This window comes from Anaerobacillus sp. CMMVII (assembly GCF_025377685.1).
GTDB lineage: Bacteria > Bacillota > Bacilli > Bacillales > Anaerobacillaceae > Anaerobacillus.
Genome location: NZ_JACEHK010000003.1, coordinates 148,592 through 167,420, shown reverse-complemented (window position 1 = coordinate 167,420; position 18,829 = coordinate 148,592). Strand labels below are relative to the sequence as shown.

Below are 18,829 nucleotides of genomic sequence, written 5' to 3'. Positions count from 1 at the left end.
TGGCGAATTATATTTAAATCTAGTAAGGTGAGAGTGAACGATCATATAGGCCCCCTTAGCCATTTAAAGCAAAAATAAAATCAAAATTACTCTTCATCTAAGATTTTCATTTTGTCGTTTTCAATACCGATCTGGAAATGGACTTCGTGTATGTTTCCAGTGATTTCGCCATTTCCGACACGTTCGAAAACTTCTAACTCAACACTGACATTGACAACATCATCAACCATAGTAGTTTCTGTACCAAGGAGATCAACGGCATAGGTTGTTTGATAGCTAGCTCGAAAATCATCATAGGTTACACTCGATTGCCAGTCACTCCCGAGAAGCGAATAAGCAGTGACATAATCATGGTTTGTGATACTTTCAAAAAAGTAATAAACAAGATAGCTTGCTTCCTCTTCATCTAGAAGCATTCGATAATAGCTGAGTGGCTCTTCGGGGTATTCACCATCGGACCATGCAGTTACAAGAGACCAAATATTTTTAATTGGTATCGAAAAACCGATGACCTCCCCTTGGTATGCTGCGGAATTTATGCCAATGACCTCTCCAGTTGCCGCTAGCAGTAATGGACCTCCACTACTCCCAGGGGCAATCGGTGCAGAGATTTGATAGACTTTATCAAATTGGTAGGGTGGTAAAGCGAAGTCTCGATTGGTGGCACTAATAATCCCTGTAGTGACCGTGTTTTGAAAGCCACGGGGGCTGCCCATAGCAACCACCCCATCACCGACTTCTCCCTGATATTCAAAAGCAATATTCATAGGTTCGAAAGTCTCAAGCTCTGGAACACGAACAACCGCAACATCAATGACTTCACCAACACCAATAACCGTTCCGTAATACGTTTGGGTATCAGGCATGCGAACAAGGACAGTTGAAGCACCCTCCACAATGTGGGCATTGGTAATAATGTCGCCCTTATCATTGTAAAGAAAACCTGAACCTAGTTCACCATCCTCTCGCTCAATTTGAACAACGTTTGGCTGGTTTTTACGAATGACTTCTTTTAAATCGATACTACTCTCGTTAATAATCGTTCCCGCCACTTCTACCCTTTCACTATGCTTAATTGGTGCTAAAGCGGATATGCCGTTGCCACTATATTTTTCAAAAAATTGGTCTAAATAACGAAATCCAGTGATCGCACCAAATAAGATGAATATTGTTAGTAAAATTGGAATCCTACGGCGATTAGTCATCGCTTCCCCTCCTTATTGGACCGACCAGTATTTCTCAACAATCTCCACATGATCGACAGTTTCAGAGATTAATAGAGTTTCCTCAAAAAAACCTATCTCATTTGGCAATAATAAAACTGGAGCCACCTCCGCCCAGCTAGATTTAAGGCCATTGCCGTCTTCATTAAAAATTGTATAGTGAATATCTATTTCACTAATGGGCCTAGTACCAATATTTTTCACTTCGCCCCAAACGTGCAGCTCACCATTGGCCTCATCATAATTAAATTCAACCGTTAACGGCTTTATTGCTTTTGTCCAGTTAAAATTATCTTCCTCTGCTGCCCTCGCCCTTGCTTTTTCAAGACGTTTTTGCTCTTCTTGTTCGTAAGCGGTGCGGTCTTTTTTGACGTTTTCTTTATACTCCAGAAGCTTTTCATTTGTTGGATCATAAAATAGACCGCGATCAAATTCAACCTCAGCCTCTGTGAACTGATTTTTTTGCATGTATTTTTCACCAAGGTTGATTGCTAAGTCAATGACTTCGCCTTTTAGAAGGTCGACCATGTTCATAGATGCCTCACTCGAAAAACCACTAAGTTTATCTATTAGTCCTGCTAAATCCTCTAGGGCTTGCTGAGAGCTCCTTTGGTCGACACTGCCTAGAATTAACTTGGCCGAATTGAGCGTAAGCTTTTCTTTAAATTGTTCAAAAAAAGCCCCTTCTTCCTTCCCTAACTCTTTCTCTAGTTCTTCTAAAACCTGTAATCGTTCCTCAAACTGCTGTTTTTCACTTATGTCTGCAGCAGTTTCTATTTGCTCCTCATAATGTAGGCCTCGTTCAATTACTTCAAGATTAAAAACTGCCGCTAAATGATTCGGCCGTTTCTGCAAAGCTTGCTCAAAGTTATTTTTTGCACCTATCAGGTCTCCTTCAAGAGCCTTTACTTCACCGTTTTTCACCAAGGCCTCGACATCATTATTTATATTTGTTTCATAGATATAAAAACTTGAAATCACTGCAATAACCAAAAGAAATGTAACAGCCGGGAGTAACCAAATGAGCTTTTTGAGCAATTTTCCGTGCTTGCCCCAGACAGATTTTCTATGTTTAATTTTGACCCACAATGACTACAAAAATGACTACCTTCATGTATACTTGTCCCACATTTATGACAATACAAAATACGCACCTACCTTCGGAACAAAACATCCTCATTATCCATACGTACTAGTGCTCTTTTTTTAGGGGGGCTAGCTGAAAAAACTGATGAAATCGATTTCCAATGAGCGTTTTCCATAAACACATTTTGGCTATATTAACTTCAATAACTTTAACGCTTTAAATGACTGGGGGTCAGACCCCTTTTGACACATTTATGCTGCGGCGTTTTTACTTACGCTGCCTTTATTTTTAGAAATCATATTCTTTAGATATGGCATCACCCAACGGTCGCCACCGAAACGACCTGCATTGTAGCCTGCGAATAAGATGAAGATTGAAAGTAATACCATCCATGGATTTGAAGAGATAGTTCCTGCAAACATGAATGAGAAATTCATGACTACACCAAAGAATGCTGCGTAAGTTGTTAATACTCCTAGAATTAGTCCAAGGCCTACAAGTACTTCTCCCCAAGCAACCATGATGCTAAATAGTTCCGCGTTTGGAAGTGCAAATTTTTCTAAGAATGCAAGATAAGTTGGGTAAACTACTTCTCCATGACTCACGACTGGATTATTAACCGCTCCGTTTAGATAGCCACCTGCATTGAATGGCTCACCTGTTACTTTTCCCCATCCTGCTGATAGCCAGCTCCATCCAAGATATACACGTAATACTGCTAATAAACCTGCTGCTATTTTGTTGTTTCTTAAGAAATTCATGACCATAACCGATCATCTCCTCATCTTTTAGTTTTTGAATTGATAGTAGGTGATCGGAGGTAAGAAAATAAAACCGTTTTAATCGAATAGTTCGATTAGAGTGTGTTTGTGATCACTAACTATCTTCACTTATAGTATATAATGAGCTCAACATGTCTGACTGTCCCATCTGTGAACACTTAATTGTGAAACAGTGAACAATCTGTGAAGAACAATACCCTAAGGGATCAAGATCCTGGTAAGATCGGAGTTATTGATTACTCGAAGTATCTATTGTAAGCATTAAAAAACGAGCTCATTTGAGCTCGCTCTTTAACACTTTAAATGAATGGGGGTCAGACCCCAATTGACACATTTATGCTGCGGTGTTTTTGCTTATGCTGCCTTTATTTTTAGAAATCATATTTTTTAGATATGGCATCACCCAACGGTCGCCACCGAAACGGCCAGCGTTGTAGCCTGCGAATAAGATGAAGATTGAAAGTAATACCATCCATGGATTTGAAGATATAGTTCCTGCAAACATGAATGAGAAATTCATGACTACACCGAAGAATGCTGCGTAAGTTGTTAATACTCCAAGAATTAGTCCAAGACCTACAAGTACTTCTCCCCAAGCAACCATGATGCTAAATAGTTCCGCGTTTGGAAGTGCAAATTTTTCTAAGAATGCAAGATAAGTTGGATAAACTACTTCTCCATGACTCACGACTGGATTGTTAACCGCACCATTTAAATAACCCCCTGCATTGAATGGCTCACCTGTCACTTTACCCCAACCTGCTGATAGCCAGCTCCATCCAAGATATACACGTAATACTGCTAATAAACCTGCTGCAATTTTGTTGTTTCTTAAAAAATTCATGACCATAACCGATCATCTCCTCATTGTTTTAGTTTTTTTTGATAGTGGGTGATCGTTGGTTTGCTACAGTGTTTATCCGTATGATCTCGGATCGTGTTGGTTAGTGACCACTAACTACCTTCACTGTTAGTATATAACGCTTAGTGCAGTTGTGACTGACCTACCTGTGAACAAATAGTTGTGAAACGGTGACCAAACTGTGAATAACCAAAAGGCAATTATGAAAGGGCTTTGGAAGGTCTAGATATTTCCTAAAAGCAACTAAACGTTTGATTTATTCTCATGTTATTTAATCCTTCCCCCCTTTAAAGCTTTACACTTTAGCTGAATGGGGGTCAGACCCCAATGAAAGTTCACTTTTACCATTAAGAATGTAAATCTATTTTGCGCTACCTGAACTTGATAAGAGAAAGTGAACTTTCGAAGTTTAACTATTTACAGGGTAGACCCCAAAAGATAAATAAGCAGTATATTTTAGTGGAAATTTCAGAAGCTATGTGTGATATGTTTTGATTTATTTTTTTATTGAGGCTTTTTCTTTTCCTAGCTGCGACTATGAAATTTTACATTAAATCATTCTAAATTTAGGAGGCTTTTTCCACATGTGGAACGCCCTGTTTTGGGGAACTCTAGCTGCTTCAGCTACACTATTTGGAGCAGTTTTAGCTCTTAAGTTTTCAATACCAAAAAGAATAATTGGTTACATTATGGCCTTAGGTACTGGAGCGTTAATTGGAGCCACGACTTATGAGTTATTAGAAGAGTCTTTAGAAATTAGTGGATTTACAGAGGTTGCTATCGGTTTTTTAGGAGGTGCCTTGGTATTTACACTTTTGGATTATCTCATCTCCCATAAAGGAGGCCATCAAAGAAAAGAGGTAGAACGTACTGTTAAAGATACAGAACAAACAAATGACGGAAAAACTTCCGGGATGGGGATTTTTATTGGAAGTGTCATGGACACATTACCTGAATCTGCGATGATTGGAATGAGTTTAATTGGTGGTAGCTCTGTTAGTTTAGCGTTAGTTGTTTCTGTTTTTATAAGTAATATTCCGGAAGGTCTTTCGAGTAGTGTCGGTCTGCAAAAAAGTGGATTTTCCAAAAAGAAAATACTGATAATGTGGCTCTTGGTTGTCTTTTTCTCAGCATTATGCGCGCTTGCAGGTGCTACATTGCTAGATGATGCATCAAATAGTATAAAGGCGATTGTTAGTTGCTTTGCTGGGGGAGCGATCATCGCGATGATTGCCTCTACGATGATGCCAGAGGCTTATAAAGAAGGCGGACCAACTGTTGGATTTGTCACATCAATCGGTGTTTTTATCTCTTTATGGCTTCATCATTTGTAAAAGAATATTGCGTTTTTTAACCAGCAAAACTTGCTGGTTTTTTTATTTGGTAGAATTGAACAATTTTTAACGGGTAGACTTCCATGAAAGTTCACTTTCACCAATAAGTTAGCTTATACATGGAGCACCCACTCCATTTTAATGCTTTAAACCACTGGGGGTCTGACCCACTAGCATTGCATGACTTGAAAAACCTCTCAAATTTTCAAATATTAGTATTTACAGACATAAAAAAAACTCCTATTGTAGAAGATGAGTCCTTGTTTCGTTCCCTAAAACAAAACAAGTCTACTACAAAGGAGTTCCTAATGAATAATAAAAGTATAGGACGGGAAATGCTCATTTGTCAATGCTTATCACTACTGCCAACTGAGGATTTTGATTGCCCCTTGATAGATTACGGAAACTATAAGCTTTCTACAAAATCTTTATTGAGAATTTTCGTATCAGCACAGTTAGATAAATGGAGTTCATATGCCCATATGGAAGAAAAGTTAAGAGCTTACCCAAAATTGTGTAAGGAATTAGATATTAAGGATATTAGCGGATCTCAGCTAAGCCGACGTATTAATGATCTGCCGACAGAATGGGTTCAAAAAATATTCGCCAAAGTGGTTCAAAAAATTAAACAATTAACTGACACATGCAAAGGGCTACCAAGTGGTATTGGGAAATTGAGCATTGTTGATTCAACTGAAATCAAGTTACCTGAACGTTTATGCGATTGGGCATACATATCGAAAGATTATAACGCAGTCAAAATGCACACTAGGCTATCTGTTGTTTCTCCAAACGTGGCTTTTCCAGACAAAATCCTGCCTTCGACAGGTACAGTAAGTGACTCTGAAAGTTCTGATGCGCTAATTGAAGAAAATGATACCACCTATGTAATGGATCGAGCTTATCCATCAAAAAAGAACTTAATGGACTGGCAGAAAAGAGAGATTTCCTTTGTCGTTCGTATAAAAAAGAATCTTAGATTATATACATTACAGGAATTTAAGCCAACTCATCCGTCTGTCATTCATGATGCAAAAGTTTTATATGGTTTATCTGAAATACCGATAAGGTATATTGAATTTTTAGATGAGAAAGGTAGGTCTTATAGGATTTTAACAACAAGATTTGATCTAACAGACCTACAAGTAATGGAAATTTACCGTAATCGTTGGATTATCGAATTATTCTTTAAGTGGATTAAACAGCATCTGAAACTAACAAAAATCTGGAGTACGAAACCACAAGGTATTTGGAATCAGATGTTTCTTGCTCTAATCGCATTTGGATTATCTCTAATTATAAAGCTTCAGTCTGGATCAACAAAAACGCCATGGGAATTCTTTCGCCTTTTACAAACCTTCCTTTTTCACACAGTCAGTTCTTTTTATAAAGAGCTGCATCGAAAAAAGAAAAGAAAGTCAAAAGGAAGACAAAAAGTACCTATTCCATTACCGAAGGTTATGCCCAGCTTTGGAACAGTCGCCATGGTTAAAGAAAAAATAAAGAATTAATATTATATGTAAAAAAAGGGAACGAGGTCAATTTAATACCCCATTCTCCTTTTTTCATTTCGTCCTAAAAACATATTGTTAAAATTTATCATTTATTTAATTAATATACTATCATGCAACGCTAGTGGGTCTGACCCCCAACCTATTAATGCTTTAAACCAATGGGGGTCTGACCCCCAACCTATTAACGCTTTAAACAACTGGGGGTCAGACCCCCAATCCAAGCCCCCCAATCCAAGACCCCCAATCCAACCAAAAATAAGTTCTACCAAATCCTCTTGATTCATATTAAACTATTAAAAGAGCTATTTATGAGGAGGTGCAGATGTGACTCGATTTATTACTAACGGTTTAGCCACTTTCTTTTTTCTGTATATGATTGTTACAGCTGGTACTGCCTTTGGACAAGGTCCCCAAACAAAGACTATTGATGTAGAATTATATCCCTTTTCAATTAAAAACGATCATAATGAAACAACTGCCTCTCACTCTATGTTTACGTTTCAGGGCAAGAGCTACTATCCTCTCTCAGAAATTGTCAATACGTTTAATGGTAGTCTTTCAATAGTTGACCCGCAGGATATTTCCATAAAAGTTCAGCCGCTGTTCGGCGACCATTATCATGCCTACGCTCTTGATCACTTATTCGTGAATGAGCAAAAAAAACCTGCGCTGACGTTTAAGGAAACCGTTGATGCCGATGCAGCTATTCTCATCGAATCCAATACGGGGAATGTGTTATTTTCAAAAAATAGCAGGGAAACCTTATACCCAGCTAGTACAACTAAAATTATGACTGCCTTACTTGCCTTAGAATACGGCAACCTAGACGACATTGTGGTTGTATCTGAGGACGTTTTGAATATTCCCTATGATAGTTCAAGGGCCCACATCAAGCCAGGTGACGTCATGACACTTGAACAACTTTTGTACGGGATGATGATCCCATCAGGAAATGATGCGGCAGTTGCGATTGCCATTCATATTGCAGGCTCAGAACAAGCCTTTGTTGAGATGATGAATGAAAAGGCCAGTCAGCTTGGGGCAAGCAACACACAATTTACAAATCCCCATGGCTACCATAACCCAGAACAATATACGACAGCTGAAGACCTAGCAAAAATAGGCTTTGAAGCTGCTAAACTTAAACATTACATTCCGCTAATTAGTACAGCTAGATACAGAGCCACCTTTAGCAACGAAGAAGGAGAAACTGTCATCCGGAATTGGCGTTCGACTAATCAACACATTAGAGAAAATAGTCTTTTTTATAACCCTGAAATTACTGGTGGCAAAACTGGCTTCACAACTCCTGCAAGATATACGCTAGTTAGCTATGCAAGTAAAGCTGGCTATGATTATGTTGCAGTCATTTTAAGAGGTCGGCCAACTGAGCGGTACCTAGATACAGAGATACTCTTTGAAAGAGCTTTTGCTGAAAGAGAACGCTACAATGAGAAGAATAAACAAACGATTCATGTATCGTACCATCCTGCAACAATGACCTTTGGCAATAAAAAAGTTATTTCGAAACAGCCACTACTGCTGTATAACAATCAATTTTATATCCCAGAAGAACAAGTCGAAGAAATCTTTCAACAACTAAATGAAACAGCAAAACTAACTAAATCAATTAAGCAACTTATGTTTCCAATGGTTAAAGACGTTCAAGTAAACAATCGAAAAATCTTTATTCCAATGCATTCCTTGTACAGTTTGTTTGACTTCAGAAAAAGTGACCTACAGATACAACCACTCTCTTTTATCACATTGGACAAAAAATGAAAGCACCGCTCAGGATAAAATCTGAGCGGTGTCTTGTTAACTTAATAAGTCTAAAGCAATATCTGAGAGCCTATGTCTAATGACTAACTGTACTTTTCTTGCTTTTTCGTGACTATCTATTAAGTCTTCTGCTTGTTTTTCCCAAGACAAGTTCATTTCTTTTTCTAGCTTTTTGACTTCTCCTTCGATTAAAAGCCTATGGTTGTCATATAACTTTATAGCAAACACTTCATCTTTAAATTCTTCTGGTAATCTGTAATTTAATTTGTAAAACCATTCTTGAAACTTTTTATTACCAATGTTACTTCTCTCTTCTAAAGTATTCATTATTTCTTCAACAAACTTCTGATTAAAACCCATTTCACACAACTTGTTTTGAATGTTTTCCAAAGTAATACTGTCTAATAAATTTTTAAAACCAAATATTTTTTTGAGCATTCTTTTCCTCCACAAAAAAATTCTTCTATATAAACATCATAAATCTTTCATAAAAAAAGTATACGAAACTGCTAATTCGTATACTTTTTAAGACTAAAATAGTCTTTCCCAGGTTACGGGACCGACAATTCCATCGACTGTAATTCCTTGTTCTTGCTGAAAGTTGCGGACGGCGCGTTCAGTGATTAGTCCGTAAATTCCATCTGTTGTAACGCCGAGTCTTTGTTGAACCTGTCTCACATCTTCCCCGCGCATATATGGAGATTGTAAGCGTAGAAGTCTCGAATACTCTGGACTCGAAGAGCTATTATTTATCACAGCCCATGTGTTTGGTCCGACAATTCCATCCACGGTTAAACTATGCTTTTGCTGAAAACTGCGAACGCCCTGCTCCGTTTGTGGTCCAAAAATTCCGTCAACAGTTACCCCCACGGCACGTTGGACCTTCTCTACGTCGTCCCCTCTCATATAAGAGCTTCTTAACCGCAGCGTCCGCTCAGACCCCGACTGACCGCCACCACTACCTGAACCAGCTAATTCAGCTCGAACTCTATCCATATCTGTACCTGGACATCCTGTTGACTGACCTGAGAATTCGTTATGGCCAAGTACATCATCCACTGATATATTAAATCTTTCCAAATTGTACTGAGCCCGCTCTCTCCACGCACTTTCCTGAGCATCCGTAAATGAACCTTGGCCAACTAGACAAATGTTATAGATGGAAGTATTGTGGCCACCAACGCCGTTTGTTACTACATTGGCATCATAACAAAGCTGAACCGTACCATCGGGTAAAATAATTTCATGGTACCCACCAGTCGACCACCCTAAATCCTTCCATCGTCCATTCCAAAATGTCCAAAAGTCACCAGACTGAGTTGCCGAATGATGTCTCGCAATCTGGGTTATCGATGACACGGATCTAGTAGACGATCTTTTCGGAGTTTGATCTCTGATGTCTTCTATTTTTGCCATTAACAAAATTCCTCCCTTTATTTATCAATAGTGGCATCGCTCTAGTTATCTTATTCAACTATTACATTTTCGGTATTACTCGTACCTAATTCTAGTAAAAATAGGCAAATGAGAAAAGCGCAATCGCCCTGGAAAAAGCGAAGTGTGCTTTTTCTTTGGGTAGCCAAGGAACTTCCTCGGGTTACTTCTCTGCTTTGCGACGAGCAAGGTAGCTAGAAGCGCATTCAGGCAGCAACCTCGCTGAAGCTAGACAATAATTACTAAAAACGGTTACACTTTCTAATCAAAAAAAAACGCTATGGAAGCGTTTTTTGGCTGTTATTCATTAGCGAAAGTTTTTAAGAGGTATTTTGCCCATAGACTATGTCCTTCTTGATTAGGAACCGTGTCCTCTTCCACTAAAAGGTCTTTTAGTTGTTCTTCTGTCGGATCTGGCCAAGCCTCCCAATGGTCGATGAAGGCTAGTCGATTCGTTAAGCTATGCTCCTTCACACGCTCAACCTGTTGTTGAAAAAAGGTTGAACCGTAAATTGGGTTTGATGGCTGAATGAAGATACTGAGATCCTCATTATCTCGTGCTGCAGCCCGAACGATTACATCAATATGATAGAGTGTATCTTCTATTCTCGCATAGCCGTTATCATTCCATATGAATGGCTCTAAAATGAATATATCGGGTTGTAGCTCGGCCACTTCTAAATGATGATTATTTCGAACAATATCAAAGGTATTTTTCGTTCCATAAGCTAATGTCGTTACTTCAAATAGCTTTTGACCGTACGTATCATTTACCAGGTCTTGAAGCAGTTCAGGCCACGGCACACTTCCTTCGACACCTGTTAGAGCGCGGGAGCCCATAGCAACAACTTTTAATGGTTTTTGTTCCGCTAGTGCATTCAATATTTTCTCTTTTAATGGAGCTTGTAGATTGCTTACTAGCTTTTCAATACGTTGCCTTTCATTCTCCTCTGCTTGCCTTTTTTCTTCTGCAAGCTTAGCGTTATACAGTTCAAGCTCTGCATGTGCATTCTCTGCAGTCAATTTTAACTTATTATCGTACTCGATCTTTCCGAACAAAAGTCCAGTTCCCAAAAGAACCATCAGCAAGACCATAAGAATAATTTTTTTCATCACAATCTCCTAACTTTTCTACTAAAAATAAATTGAGCCAATAAAACTCCTACTAAACCACCAATACTGTCTAAAATCACGTCTTCTACAAGAGCGGTGCGGTTTGGGGTTAAATATTGATGAACTTCATCTGAAATAGCATATAAAACAACAATTAAAAGGCTGAAAATGAACTTGTACCTTCTAATATTTATATAGTGAAATAACCGATAAACTAGAAACCCTAAGACAAGGTACACAAAGAAATGGGCTCCTTTTCGGATGAAAAATTCAATAAAGCCTGCGACCCCTCGTGTTTCGATACTTACCTCAGATCCCGCATATGTAATGCTAACATCGCCTGCGATTTGCTCGACGAATTCTAAATCAATATTTTCAAGTATTGTTGGGCGCAGATCTTGCTGTTCATACGGCTGTGATGACGCAACAAAAATGACGATTGCCCAAATGATTGGCGGGAGCCAATAGTATGCTTTCCTAACTATATTTTTCAAAATAACCTCTTCCCTAAAAAGCATTATTAACAATTATATAATAAAAAACCTGAAACAACTACCATTAATCGACAAAAATAGCAAAAGGAAGGCAGTCATTTTATCGACCATCTTCCTTTTTAATGATTAACATACAATAAAAAACTTAAAACAAGCAAAGTAACATCCCATTTTCAGCTAACATTAAACGATTTTCACACTCTTCGATAAATGGCCTGTAAAGCATTTGGGACATTGATATGGAATTGTTGTTGTCTTTGGCGAGGCTTTTATGCTCGGAATGTCATCACCAAGAAATGCTTTCGTTTGTTTGTCCCATAATTCTATTTCTGATTTCCCATTGCAAGTTGGACAGATGACGTGCTTCTCCTTTTTTAAAGTACTTTTTCTTTGCAAAAAATTTAATAGCATTATTACTACTCCTTCTTAATTCTTAGTCTACTATAATTTTACTTTTTCAGTTTAATATGGCCTAGGGCTAAAAGTATGGTTGTTTTAAAAGATTTCCAGTTTAAGATCACCTACATTTTATCATTTTTCACTATAATTATATTTAAATACATTCATATAATAAATAATTTATTACTATTGAAACCGTTAATAAATACTGATATATCAATATATACAAGCATTATAGCAAATTCAATCTAGAGATTTTTTCCCCTCTATAAATACAAAAAAGAGAACACAGACTTTAGTCCTAGTTCCCTTTTTTATTAGCTATGAAATAATTGGTTATAAATTCGGACCAATGCTTATGTCCGTCCAGGTTAGGTTGATTATCGGTTAAGTATCCAAATTCCGGCCAATTCGACCAATGATCAAAATATAAATACCCCTTTTCACTTACATGAGCTTCTAACTTCTCTACCTGAGCTAGGTAATAACCTTCATCATACATAGGATGTGGCGGTTGGACAATCACTACTAGATCATCAGAATTATTCTTAATCTCGTTAATGATACTATCTAAATTTGTAAGAGTGTCTTCGATTAGATAAATCCCATTATCGTTTAATAAAAATGCATCAATAATAAGTACATCCGGTTCTTTTTCTAAAATAATATTATAATGTTGCTCATGAACAAACTGATACGAACTTTTATCATTATACTCAACCACTGTTAAATTAAATAAATCATCTCTATAATGGGTATGTAATTCACTTTCAAAAATATCATACCAACGGGTTGCTATTTGGAATTCACTAGAAACAATAACTATGTTAACTTTATCATTGTTTTCAATAGCTTGGTATACTATGTTCGCTAGGTTTGTATCCATATTTTTAGTTAATAACCGTTGCCTTGCACGTTCATTTTCTAACTCTTCAATTTGAGCATGTTCTGTTAATACCTCTTTTGCAGCTAAAGCAGTTGTTTTTACTCTATGATCGTAAAAGTGTTTACTCGCAATAATCGTAAATATCGCTATAAAAATACACAAGACAATCATTACCTTTTTCATTTTCTCACCTGCCAATTTCTTTATTTAGAGAAAAAGGAGCCCAGCCACCTGAAAAATTGAGCTATTACAGCTGTAAAATGTTCTTTAGGTGTATCTTCACTCTCTACTAACTCATCTACTTGCTCTTCCTCCACTTTATCGACAACAGTAGTAATCTCAATATCTTGAACAGAAAGAGCCTCATCTCTATGTAACAAGAATTCCTCCAATTTTAATACAAGAATTTCATAGTCCTGGTGTAATTCAATATGCTCGCTCTTGAAAAATTGTTGCAACTCTTCCACCTGCACATGAGTAAGTTTTATTGCTAGATCAAAAAAAGGATTATCAGAATATCTAGCTAAAGAAGCCTGGTCCGGTTCATTATACAAAAAAATTGAGAGGATATTTCGTAAAATATAGGTATCAAACGATGTTACATAATTTCCGCCATCCTTGCTAAATGTAGATAATACGTAATCAATAAGTTCCTCCTCGATTACCTGCTGTTCAGTTGACTCTTGTTGAGGGATAGGTATAACAATATTTGTTACCTCTTCAACTTTTCTTTGAATCTTCTTCTCTGGAGTTGTAGTCTCTTCTGAGTTTTGTTGTTCTTTTGGTGTTTCTTGCTTATCATTTATCTTTTTTTCAACCTTTTCAGGCTCTACTATTGGTGGTGTTTTTTTCTCTTTTTCTTTCGGTGGTGCTTCAGGCTCCGGTTCCGGTTCTGGTTGTTCTGGCTGTTCCGGTTCACCCTCATTTTCATCTTCTGGATTTTCAATTGGATCTTCTGTATTTTCTTCACTTGACGCATAGTACGAAAAGAAGAACGTAGAAAGGAATATAAAACTAATTATGAGTAATATTTTTCTCAATTTAATTCCCACCTAACTGTGATTATCTATAAATTTCATTATAATACAAAAATTGCTATTAATCTTCAAAATTTTTATTAACATACGAATAGTCGAAAACAAAAAAGTCGAGCAATATTTGCTCAACTCTTTCTTGCTTAGCTGTTTTCTAATTGCTTTTTAGCATTCTCAACTGTTTTTTGAAAAGCCTTCTCCACCCTTTTTACCAAAAGAGTTGAAGTAAGCTTTGTAACCCCGCCCTGAGTTTCAACATTTGCCGTTGCTCGTCTCGTAAACTTTGTTTTGCCACCTAGATCCTCATAGACATTGGCAATCTCATGTTGAAACGGTTTTTCAGCCCGACAAATGACATGTTTATTTTTCTCATAGTCAACGACTTCAGCAACCGTCTCCATTTTTTTACCCAACATTTGATTTGTAATTTGAATCACTGAACCAGGCTCAGTATAGTTACCAGACACGACCTTCACTTCGACTACACCTTGTTCCCACTTCGGTCTGTTCTCAAGGTTTTCAATATAAGCAAAAACTTCAGTAATTGGTTTGTTGATGATCACACTATACTCCACCGTCTTCATAAAAATCCCCCCACCACTAAGCTACTCATTATGATCATATGACTTGTTTTGCGGTTTCATGATTATTTCAATAAGACATGTAACAATTACCAAATATTGGCGTCTAATGGTGTAGAGAACGAAAACAGCACGGCAAAATAAACGCAATTATTCCATCCTAACTTTTCAGATAATGCTGTTTCCAACAACACATAGAGGTTTCATCATCGAGGAGGGTTTTATTATGAAAAAGCTAGTAATCTTTTCAATTATCATTTGTTTCTTTTTTTCATTTTGGTTGCCTCAACCAACAAACGCATCATCTGGGCAACTAATTATTATTAATAAGGCCAGTAATGAGCTGGCATACTATGAAAATAATAAACTCAATCGCATTTTTAGCGTTGGAACGGGAAAAAGTGCGTCACTAACACCTGAAGGAAATTTCAAGATTGTTAATAAGATTGTCGAGCGACCTTATTACAAAGACAATATTCCAGGTGGAGACCCGAAAAATCCACTTGGAGCTCGTTGGCTGGGACTAAATGCACGTGGAACCTGGGGGACTACCTATGCCATTCACGGAAATGCGAATCCAGCTTCGATCGGTGGTTATGTTAGCTTAGGCTGCGTTCGAATGCATAACGACGAAGTCATCTGGCTTTTTGACCAAGTTGCAATTGATACACCTGTTGTGATTGTCAATTCTAGCAGTTCCTTTGACAATATCGCCCTTGCAAACGGCCATAAAATTACCGCTTCAACAAAAGGTTCTGCACCAACCATCAACAAAGGTACCGTCCTGCAACTAGGTTCAAAAGGCGATCAAGTCAAGGATTTGCAAAACACTTTAAAAATACTAGGTTATGACCCTGGGGAAATTAATGGTAGTTTCAATGAAAAAACTGAACTCGCAGTTCGAACATTTCAACATGAGCACGGTTTACTTGTTGATGGAATCATTGGTGGCCAAACAATAAGAGCGTTACGTAATCCACCGAAAAAGGTTGCAGTTGGTGCACCACCACCAAAGCAAGAAGAACCAAAGCCGACCACACCAGAACCGCCCAAGCAAGAGCCAACCGAGCAACAAAAGCCTGTCACTCCAGTAGCACCGAAACCCGATGTGAAGGAAGTCGAAAAAATACAAAATAACCTAAAAAAGTTGGGTTACTACATGGGAGAAGTTGATATCATCTGGGGTAACTCAAGATCGATTAAATAATCTTCAGAGTTTTCGTCTAGGGGAATGCTTATCTGCAAAATTAATCAAACGTTTAATTAAATTTAATAATAGGTGAAGAGGCTGTCCAGTTCGGGCAGCCTCTAGTGATTTGCGGACCTACCTTTGTATTGGAGTTTGTGACAAATGATTGAATAATGTGACGGTTTGATTGTATAACTTCAGTTTTTGATAGAATAATGCCGGGAAATGATAGGGTAACTCTGGGAAATGAATGAATGACTTGTAAGGAGGCCAAGTGAGTATGAGCTCGTACACCCTCTCTTTACTTATTTAAAACAAACTGGGCATAAATCCATCGTTAGTTAGAAGGTCATCTGGAAGTAGCTATGCTAAAACCAGAGAATAAAAACTGCATTCATTGTCTAAGCTAGGGTACTAGAAAAGGAGGGCAAAATGCGGTACGTACTTCCACTAATTATTGTATTCTCTCTTTTAATTATTACTTTTAGTTTAATGGCGCAATTGGACGGCGCGCCTATTCGATCGTTATATGAAGAAGAGGCTTCCATGCTTTTTTTCCTTGACTCTACTAGCTCTTTCTATGATGTATATTCATTAAAAGATAATTCTTCCTACTTTCAAATGCGAAAACTCGGGCACTTTGTAGCCTACGGGTTCCTCGCAACAGTAATTTATCTACTTCTGATACCTATTCAAAAATTCTTGCTCCGTGGGCTACTTGCTTTTGGTTCCGCTAGCATCATTGGACTCATTGATGAAGTACACCAACACTTCTTAGTCAGTCGCAGCGGTAGAATTTTGGATGTTTATATCAATACGGCCGGAAGCTTCACTTCTGTTCTTCTTCTTGGTATCCTGATTGTTCTTTTTAGAATGCTGAATAAGTTTAAGAACGCCTACTTCACAAAAAAGCTCGATAATAGATCCGCTTAACTATGAATACATACAAAATTAATCAAACGTTTAATTAAAAATAGCTAAAGATGGTCAAAGAGTTCCCCGAATTTTCTTTATCATTGGTATCATAGGGGTCTGACCCCCACCGTATTAACGCTTTACTCCTTTAACTGACTGGGGTCAGACCCCACTAAAAAATATTTTCACCTCCTGAAAACTTTTTCTGCATTACTCAGGTAGTTAGTGTAGAAACAGTTTTGATCAACAAAAAACTACGGTAACTGTTAGTATAGGAGGAAAAAAAATGTGCGGTTTCGTTGGAATCTTAAGAAATGAAAATGTTGATAAAATCAACTCGGTTATGTGGGATGAGGCATTACAGGCGATTAATCATAGAGGACCAGATGCTACTGGTGAATACAAGGACACTAGCGTCGAGTTTGGCTTTAAACGATTAAGTATTATTGATTTGGAGCATGGAAATCAGCCTCTCTCCTATCTAAATAGATATCATATTATTTTTAATGGGGAGATCTATAACCATGTGGAATTACGGAAGGAACTAACTGAGATTGGCTACAGCTTCCAAACGATGTCAGATACGGAAGTAATCCTGGCATTGTATGCTCACAAAGGTACGGAGTGTGTACATGAGCTAAGGGGAATGTTCGCTTTTGCGATTTGGGATACAGAAACTGAAACCTTATTCGCTGCTCGTGATTCTTTTGGGATCAAACCGTTTTACTTTTTTGAAACAGAGGAACGACTTTTCTTTGCGTCCGAACAAAAATCAATAAAAATATTGACCGAACATCATGAACTATCTCAGGAAAATATCCAGCACTATTTGACCTACCAATACGTGCCAGAGCCTCGGTGTTTATCCAAAGATATCCATAAATTAAGCCCAGGTCATTTTTTAATAAAAAAGCAGAATGAAAAGGCAGTGACCTCGAGCTATTATAAAAAATCGTTCGCACCACTCGATTTGAATTTTTCAGAGTTTACAACAAAAATCAGAATGGCTCTCGAAGATTCAGTTGCCAAACATATGCGCAGCGATGTTCCGGTTGGAGCATTTCTATCTAGTGGAATTGACTCTACGACCATTGTCGCCCTAGCAAAAGAACATAACCCTAATCTTAAAACGTTTACTGTTGGCTTTGAAACTGAAGGTTTTAGCGAAGTAGACATTGCGAAAGAAACGGCTGAAAAATTAGGTGTGGAAAATATTCATAAGTTAATTACTCCAGAAGAGTTCGTCGGTGAGCTTAAAAATATTATTTGGCATATGGATGATCCAGTGGCAGACCCTGCTGCTGTTCCCCTCTACTTCGTCGCCAAAGAAGCAAGTAAACACGTAAAAGTCGTGCTTTCAGGAGAAGGTGCAGACGAACTTTTTGGCGGTTATAACATCTACCGAGAACCGCTTGCTTTAAGTTGGTTTGAGAGGTTACCAAAGTGGCTCAAGGTTATGATGAACAGACTTGCGTTAACTTTGCCAAATGGAGTAAAAGGAAGAAGCTATATTTTAAGAGGAACGACACCTTTGTCAGAGCGTTATATCGGGAATGCTTATATGTTTTCAGAACAAGAAAAGAAGCGGATCCTATCCAATTATAGACCGAACGGGGCTTTTACTGAGGTGACAAAATCACTGTACCAGGATTCAAAACAGTATAATGAAACCTCCAAAATGCAATACATCGACCTACACACATGGCTTCCTGGGGATATCCTAGTGAAAGCGGATCGCATGACAATGGCCCATTCCTTAGAGCTGCGTGTTCCATTTTTAGATAAAGAGGTTTTTGATGTGGCAAGACAAATCCCTGACCATATGAAGATTTCACATGGTACAACGAAATATGTATTACGAGAAGCCGTTAAGGGGCTTGTTCCAGACTCTGTGTTATACCGTAAAAAACTTGGTTTCCCAGTTCCAATTCGGCATTGGCTACGAAATGAGCTTTATGATTGGGCCAAGGACGTAATCAAGTATAGTGCTACAACAGACCAAATTTTCAACCGCTCTGAAGTATTAGCATTGCTCGAAGACCATGCGAGCATGAAAACAGATAACAGTCGGAAGCTTTGGACCGTCTTATCCTTCATGCTCTGGTATTCACTTTACGAGCAAGCCGACAGCTTAACTGTTTCTGAAGCCATTCAAATCGATCCTGCAACTTACAAACCTGCCGTCAGCCTAGGAGTTTAG

The 18,829-nt window shown here is 38.0% G+C and carries 19 protein-coding genes; 6 read left to right on the top strand and 13 right to left on the bottom strand.

What is annotated here, in order from left to right; all coding sequences use genetic code 11:
* Positions 1–86 precede the first annotated feature (86 nt).
* The 5 genes from H1D32_RS08070 to H1D32_RS08055 all read right to left on the bottom strand — a co-directional run bounded on the left by H1D32_RS08070 (position 87) and on the right by H1D32_RS08055 (position 3,942).
* Positions 87–1,205, bottom strand: coding sequence for a S1C family serine protease (locus tag H1D32_RS08070; protein ID WP_261177768.1), 1,119 nt, complete (start codon positions 1,203–1,205; stop codon positions 87–89).
* A 12-nt stretch (positions 1,206–1,217) separates the two neighbouring features.
* Positions 1,218–2,261 (bottom strand): FxLYD domain-containing protein, encoded by a 1,044-nt coding sequence (locus tag H1D32_RS08065; RefSeq protein WP_261177767.1) that lies wholly within the window; start codon positions 2,259–2,261, stop codon positions 1,218–1,220.
* Positions 2,201–2,377, bottom strand: a complete 177-nt coding sequence (locus H1D32_RS25340) for a zinc-ribbon domain-containing protein (RefSeq protein WP_396126161.1) — start codon at positions 2,375–2,377, stop codon at positions 2,201–2,203. Before H1D32_RS25340 ends, H1D32_RS08065 begins: the two co-directional genes overlap by 61 nt.
* A 184-nt stretch (positions 2,378–2,561) precedes the next feature.
* Positions 2,562–3,077, bottom strand: coding sequence for a DoxX family protein (locus tag H1D32_RS08060; RefSeq protein WP_261177766.1), 516 nt, complete (start codon positions 3,075–3,077; stop codon positions 2,562–2,564).
* 349 nt (positions 3,078–3,426) lie between these two features.
* Positions 3,427–3,942, bottom strand: coding sequence for a DoxX family protein (locus tag H1D32_RS08055; protein WP_261177765.1), 516 nt, complete (start codon positions 3,940–3,942; stop codon positions 3,427–3,429).
* 596 nt (positions 3,943–4,538) lie between these two features.
* Between H1D32_RS08055 and H1D32_RS08050 the strand changes: the two genes are divergently transcribed.
* The 3 genes from H1D32_RS08050 (at position 4,539) to H1D32_RS08040 (ending at position 8,584) form a co-directional block, all read left to right on the top strand.
* Positions 4,539–5,288, top strand: coding sequence for a ZIP family metal transporter (locus tag H1D32_RS08050; protein WP_261177764.1), 750 nt, complete (start codon positions 4,539–4,541; stop codon positions 5,286–5,288).
* 308 nt (positions 5,289–5,596) lie between these two features.
* Positions 5,597–6,799, top strand: a complete 1,203-nt coding sequence (locus tag H1D32_RS08045) for an IS4 family transposase (protein WP_261177763.1) — start codon at positions 5,597–5,599, stop codon at positions 6,797–6,799.
* 327 nt (positions 6,800–7,126) lie between these two features.
* Positions 7,127–8,584 (top strand): D-alanyl-D-alanine carboxypeptidase family protein, encoded by a 1,458-nt coding sequence (locus tag H1D32_RS08040; RefSeq protein ID WP_261177762.1) that lies wholly within the window; start codon positions 7,127–7,129, stop codon positions 8,582–8,584.
* 36 nt (positions 8,585–8,620) lie between these two features.
* On the opposite strand, the gene H1D32_RS08035 is transcribed toward H1D32_RS08040, so the two are convergent.
* The 8 genes from H1D32_RS08035 to H1D32_RS08000 form a co-directional block, all read right to left on the bottom strand.
* Positions 8,621–9,022, bottom strand: coding sequence for a hypothetical protein (locus H1D32_RS08035; protein ID WP_261177761.1), 402 nt, complete (start codon positions 9,020–9,022; stop codon positions 8,621–8,623).
* Positions 9,023–9,115: 93 nt separating this feature from the next.
* Entirely contained in the window at positions 9,116–10,000 is an 885-nt protein-coding gene (locus H1D32_RS08030; protein ID WP_261177760.1) for a peptidoglycan recognition protein family protein, read from the bottom strand.
* A 318-nt stretch (positions 10,001–10,318) separates the two neighbouring features.
* A complete protein-coding gene (locus H1D32_RS08025) occupies positions 10,319–11,131 on the bottom strand; it encodes an SGNH/GDSL hydrolase family protein (protein ID WP_261177757.1) in 813 nt (270 codons plus the stop codon).
* Positions 11,131–11,625 carry a VanZ family protein gene (locus H1D32_RS08020; RefSeq protein WP_261177756.1) on the bottom strand — a complete coding sequence of 165 codons (495 nt, stop codon included), beginning with the start codon at positions 11,623–11,625 and terminating at the stop codon, positions 11,131–11,133. The genes H1D32_RS08025 and H1D32_RS08020 overlap by 1 nt, the downstream gene beginning before the upstream one ends.
* A 183-nt stretch (positions 11,626–11,808) precedes the next feature.
* Entirely contained in the window at positions 11,809–12,036 is a 228-nt protein-coding gene (locus tag H1D32_RS08015) for a hypothetical protein (RefSeq protein WP_261177755.1), read from the bottom strand.
* Between the two features lie 289 nt (positions 12,037–12,325).
* Positions 12,326–13,093 (bottom strand): SGNH/GDSL hydrolase family protein, encoded by a 768-nt coding sequence (locus H1D32_RS08010; RefSeq protein ID WP_261177754.1) that lies wholly within the window; start codon positions 13,091–13,093, stop codon positions 12,326–12,328.
* Positions 13,094–13,113: 20 nt separating this feature from the next.
* Complete coding sequence (locus tag H1D32_RS08005) at positions 13,114–13,950, bottom strand: hypothetical protein (RefSeq protein ID WP_261177753.1); 837 nt, start codon at positions 13,948–13,950, stop codon at positions 13,114–13,116.
* A 137-nt stretch (positions 13,951–14,087) separates the two neighbouring features.
* Positions 14,088–14,528, bottom strand: coding sequence for an SRPBCC family protein (locus tag H1D32_RS08000; RefSeq protein ID WP_261177752.1), 441 nt, complete (start codon positions 14,526–14,528; stop codon positions 14,088–14,090).
* Positions 14,529–14,751: 223 nt separating this feature from the next.
* Between H1D32_RS08000 and H1D32_RS07995 the strand changes: the two genes are divergently transcribed.
* The 3 genes from H1D32_RS07995 to asnB all read left to right on the top strand — a co-directional run bounded on the left by H1D32_RS07995 (position 14,752) and on the right by asnB (position 18,829).
* Positions 14,752–15,732: a L,D-transpeptidase family protein gene (locus tag H1D32_RS07995; RefSeq protein WP_261177751.1), complete on the top strand. Its 981-nt coding sequence runs from the start codon at positions 14,752–14,754 to the stop codon at positions 15,730–15,732.
* Between the two features lie 414 nt (positions 15,733–16,146).
* On the top strand, positions 16,147–16,647 hold the full coding sequence (locus H1D32_RS07990) for a VanZ family protein (protein WP_261177750.1): 501 nt from the start codon (positions 16,147–16,149) through the stop codon (positions 16,645–16,647).
* 268 nt (positions 16,648–16,915) lie between these two features.
* A complete protein-coding gene (asnB, locus tag H1D32_RS07985) occupies positions 16,916–18,829 on the top strand; it encodes an asparagine synthase (glutamine-hydrolyzing) (protein ID WP_261177749.1) in 1,914 nt (637 codons plus the stop codon).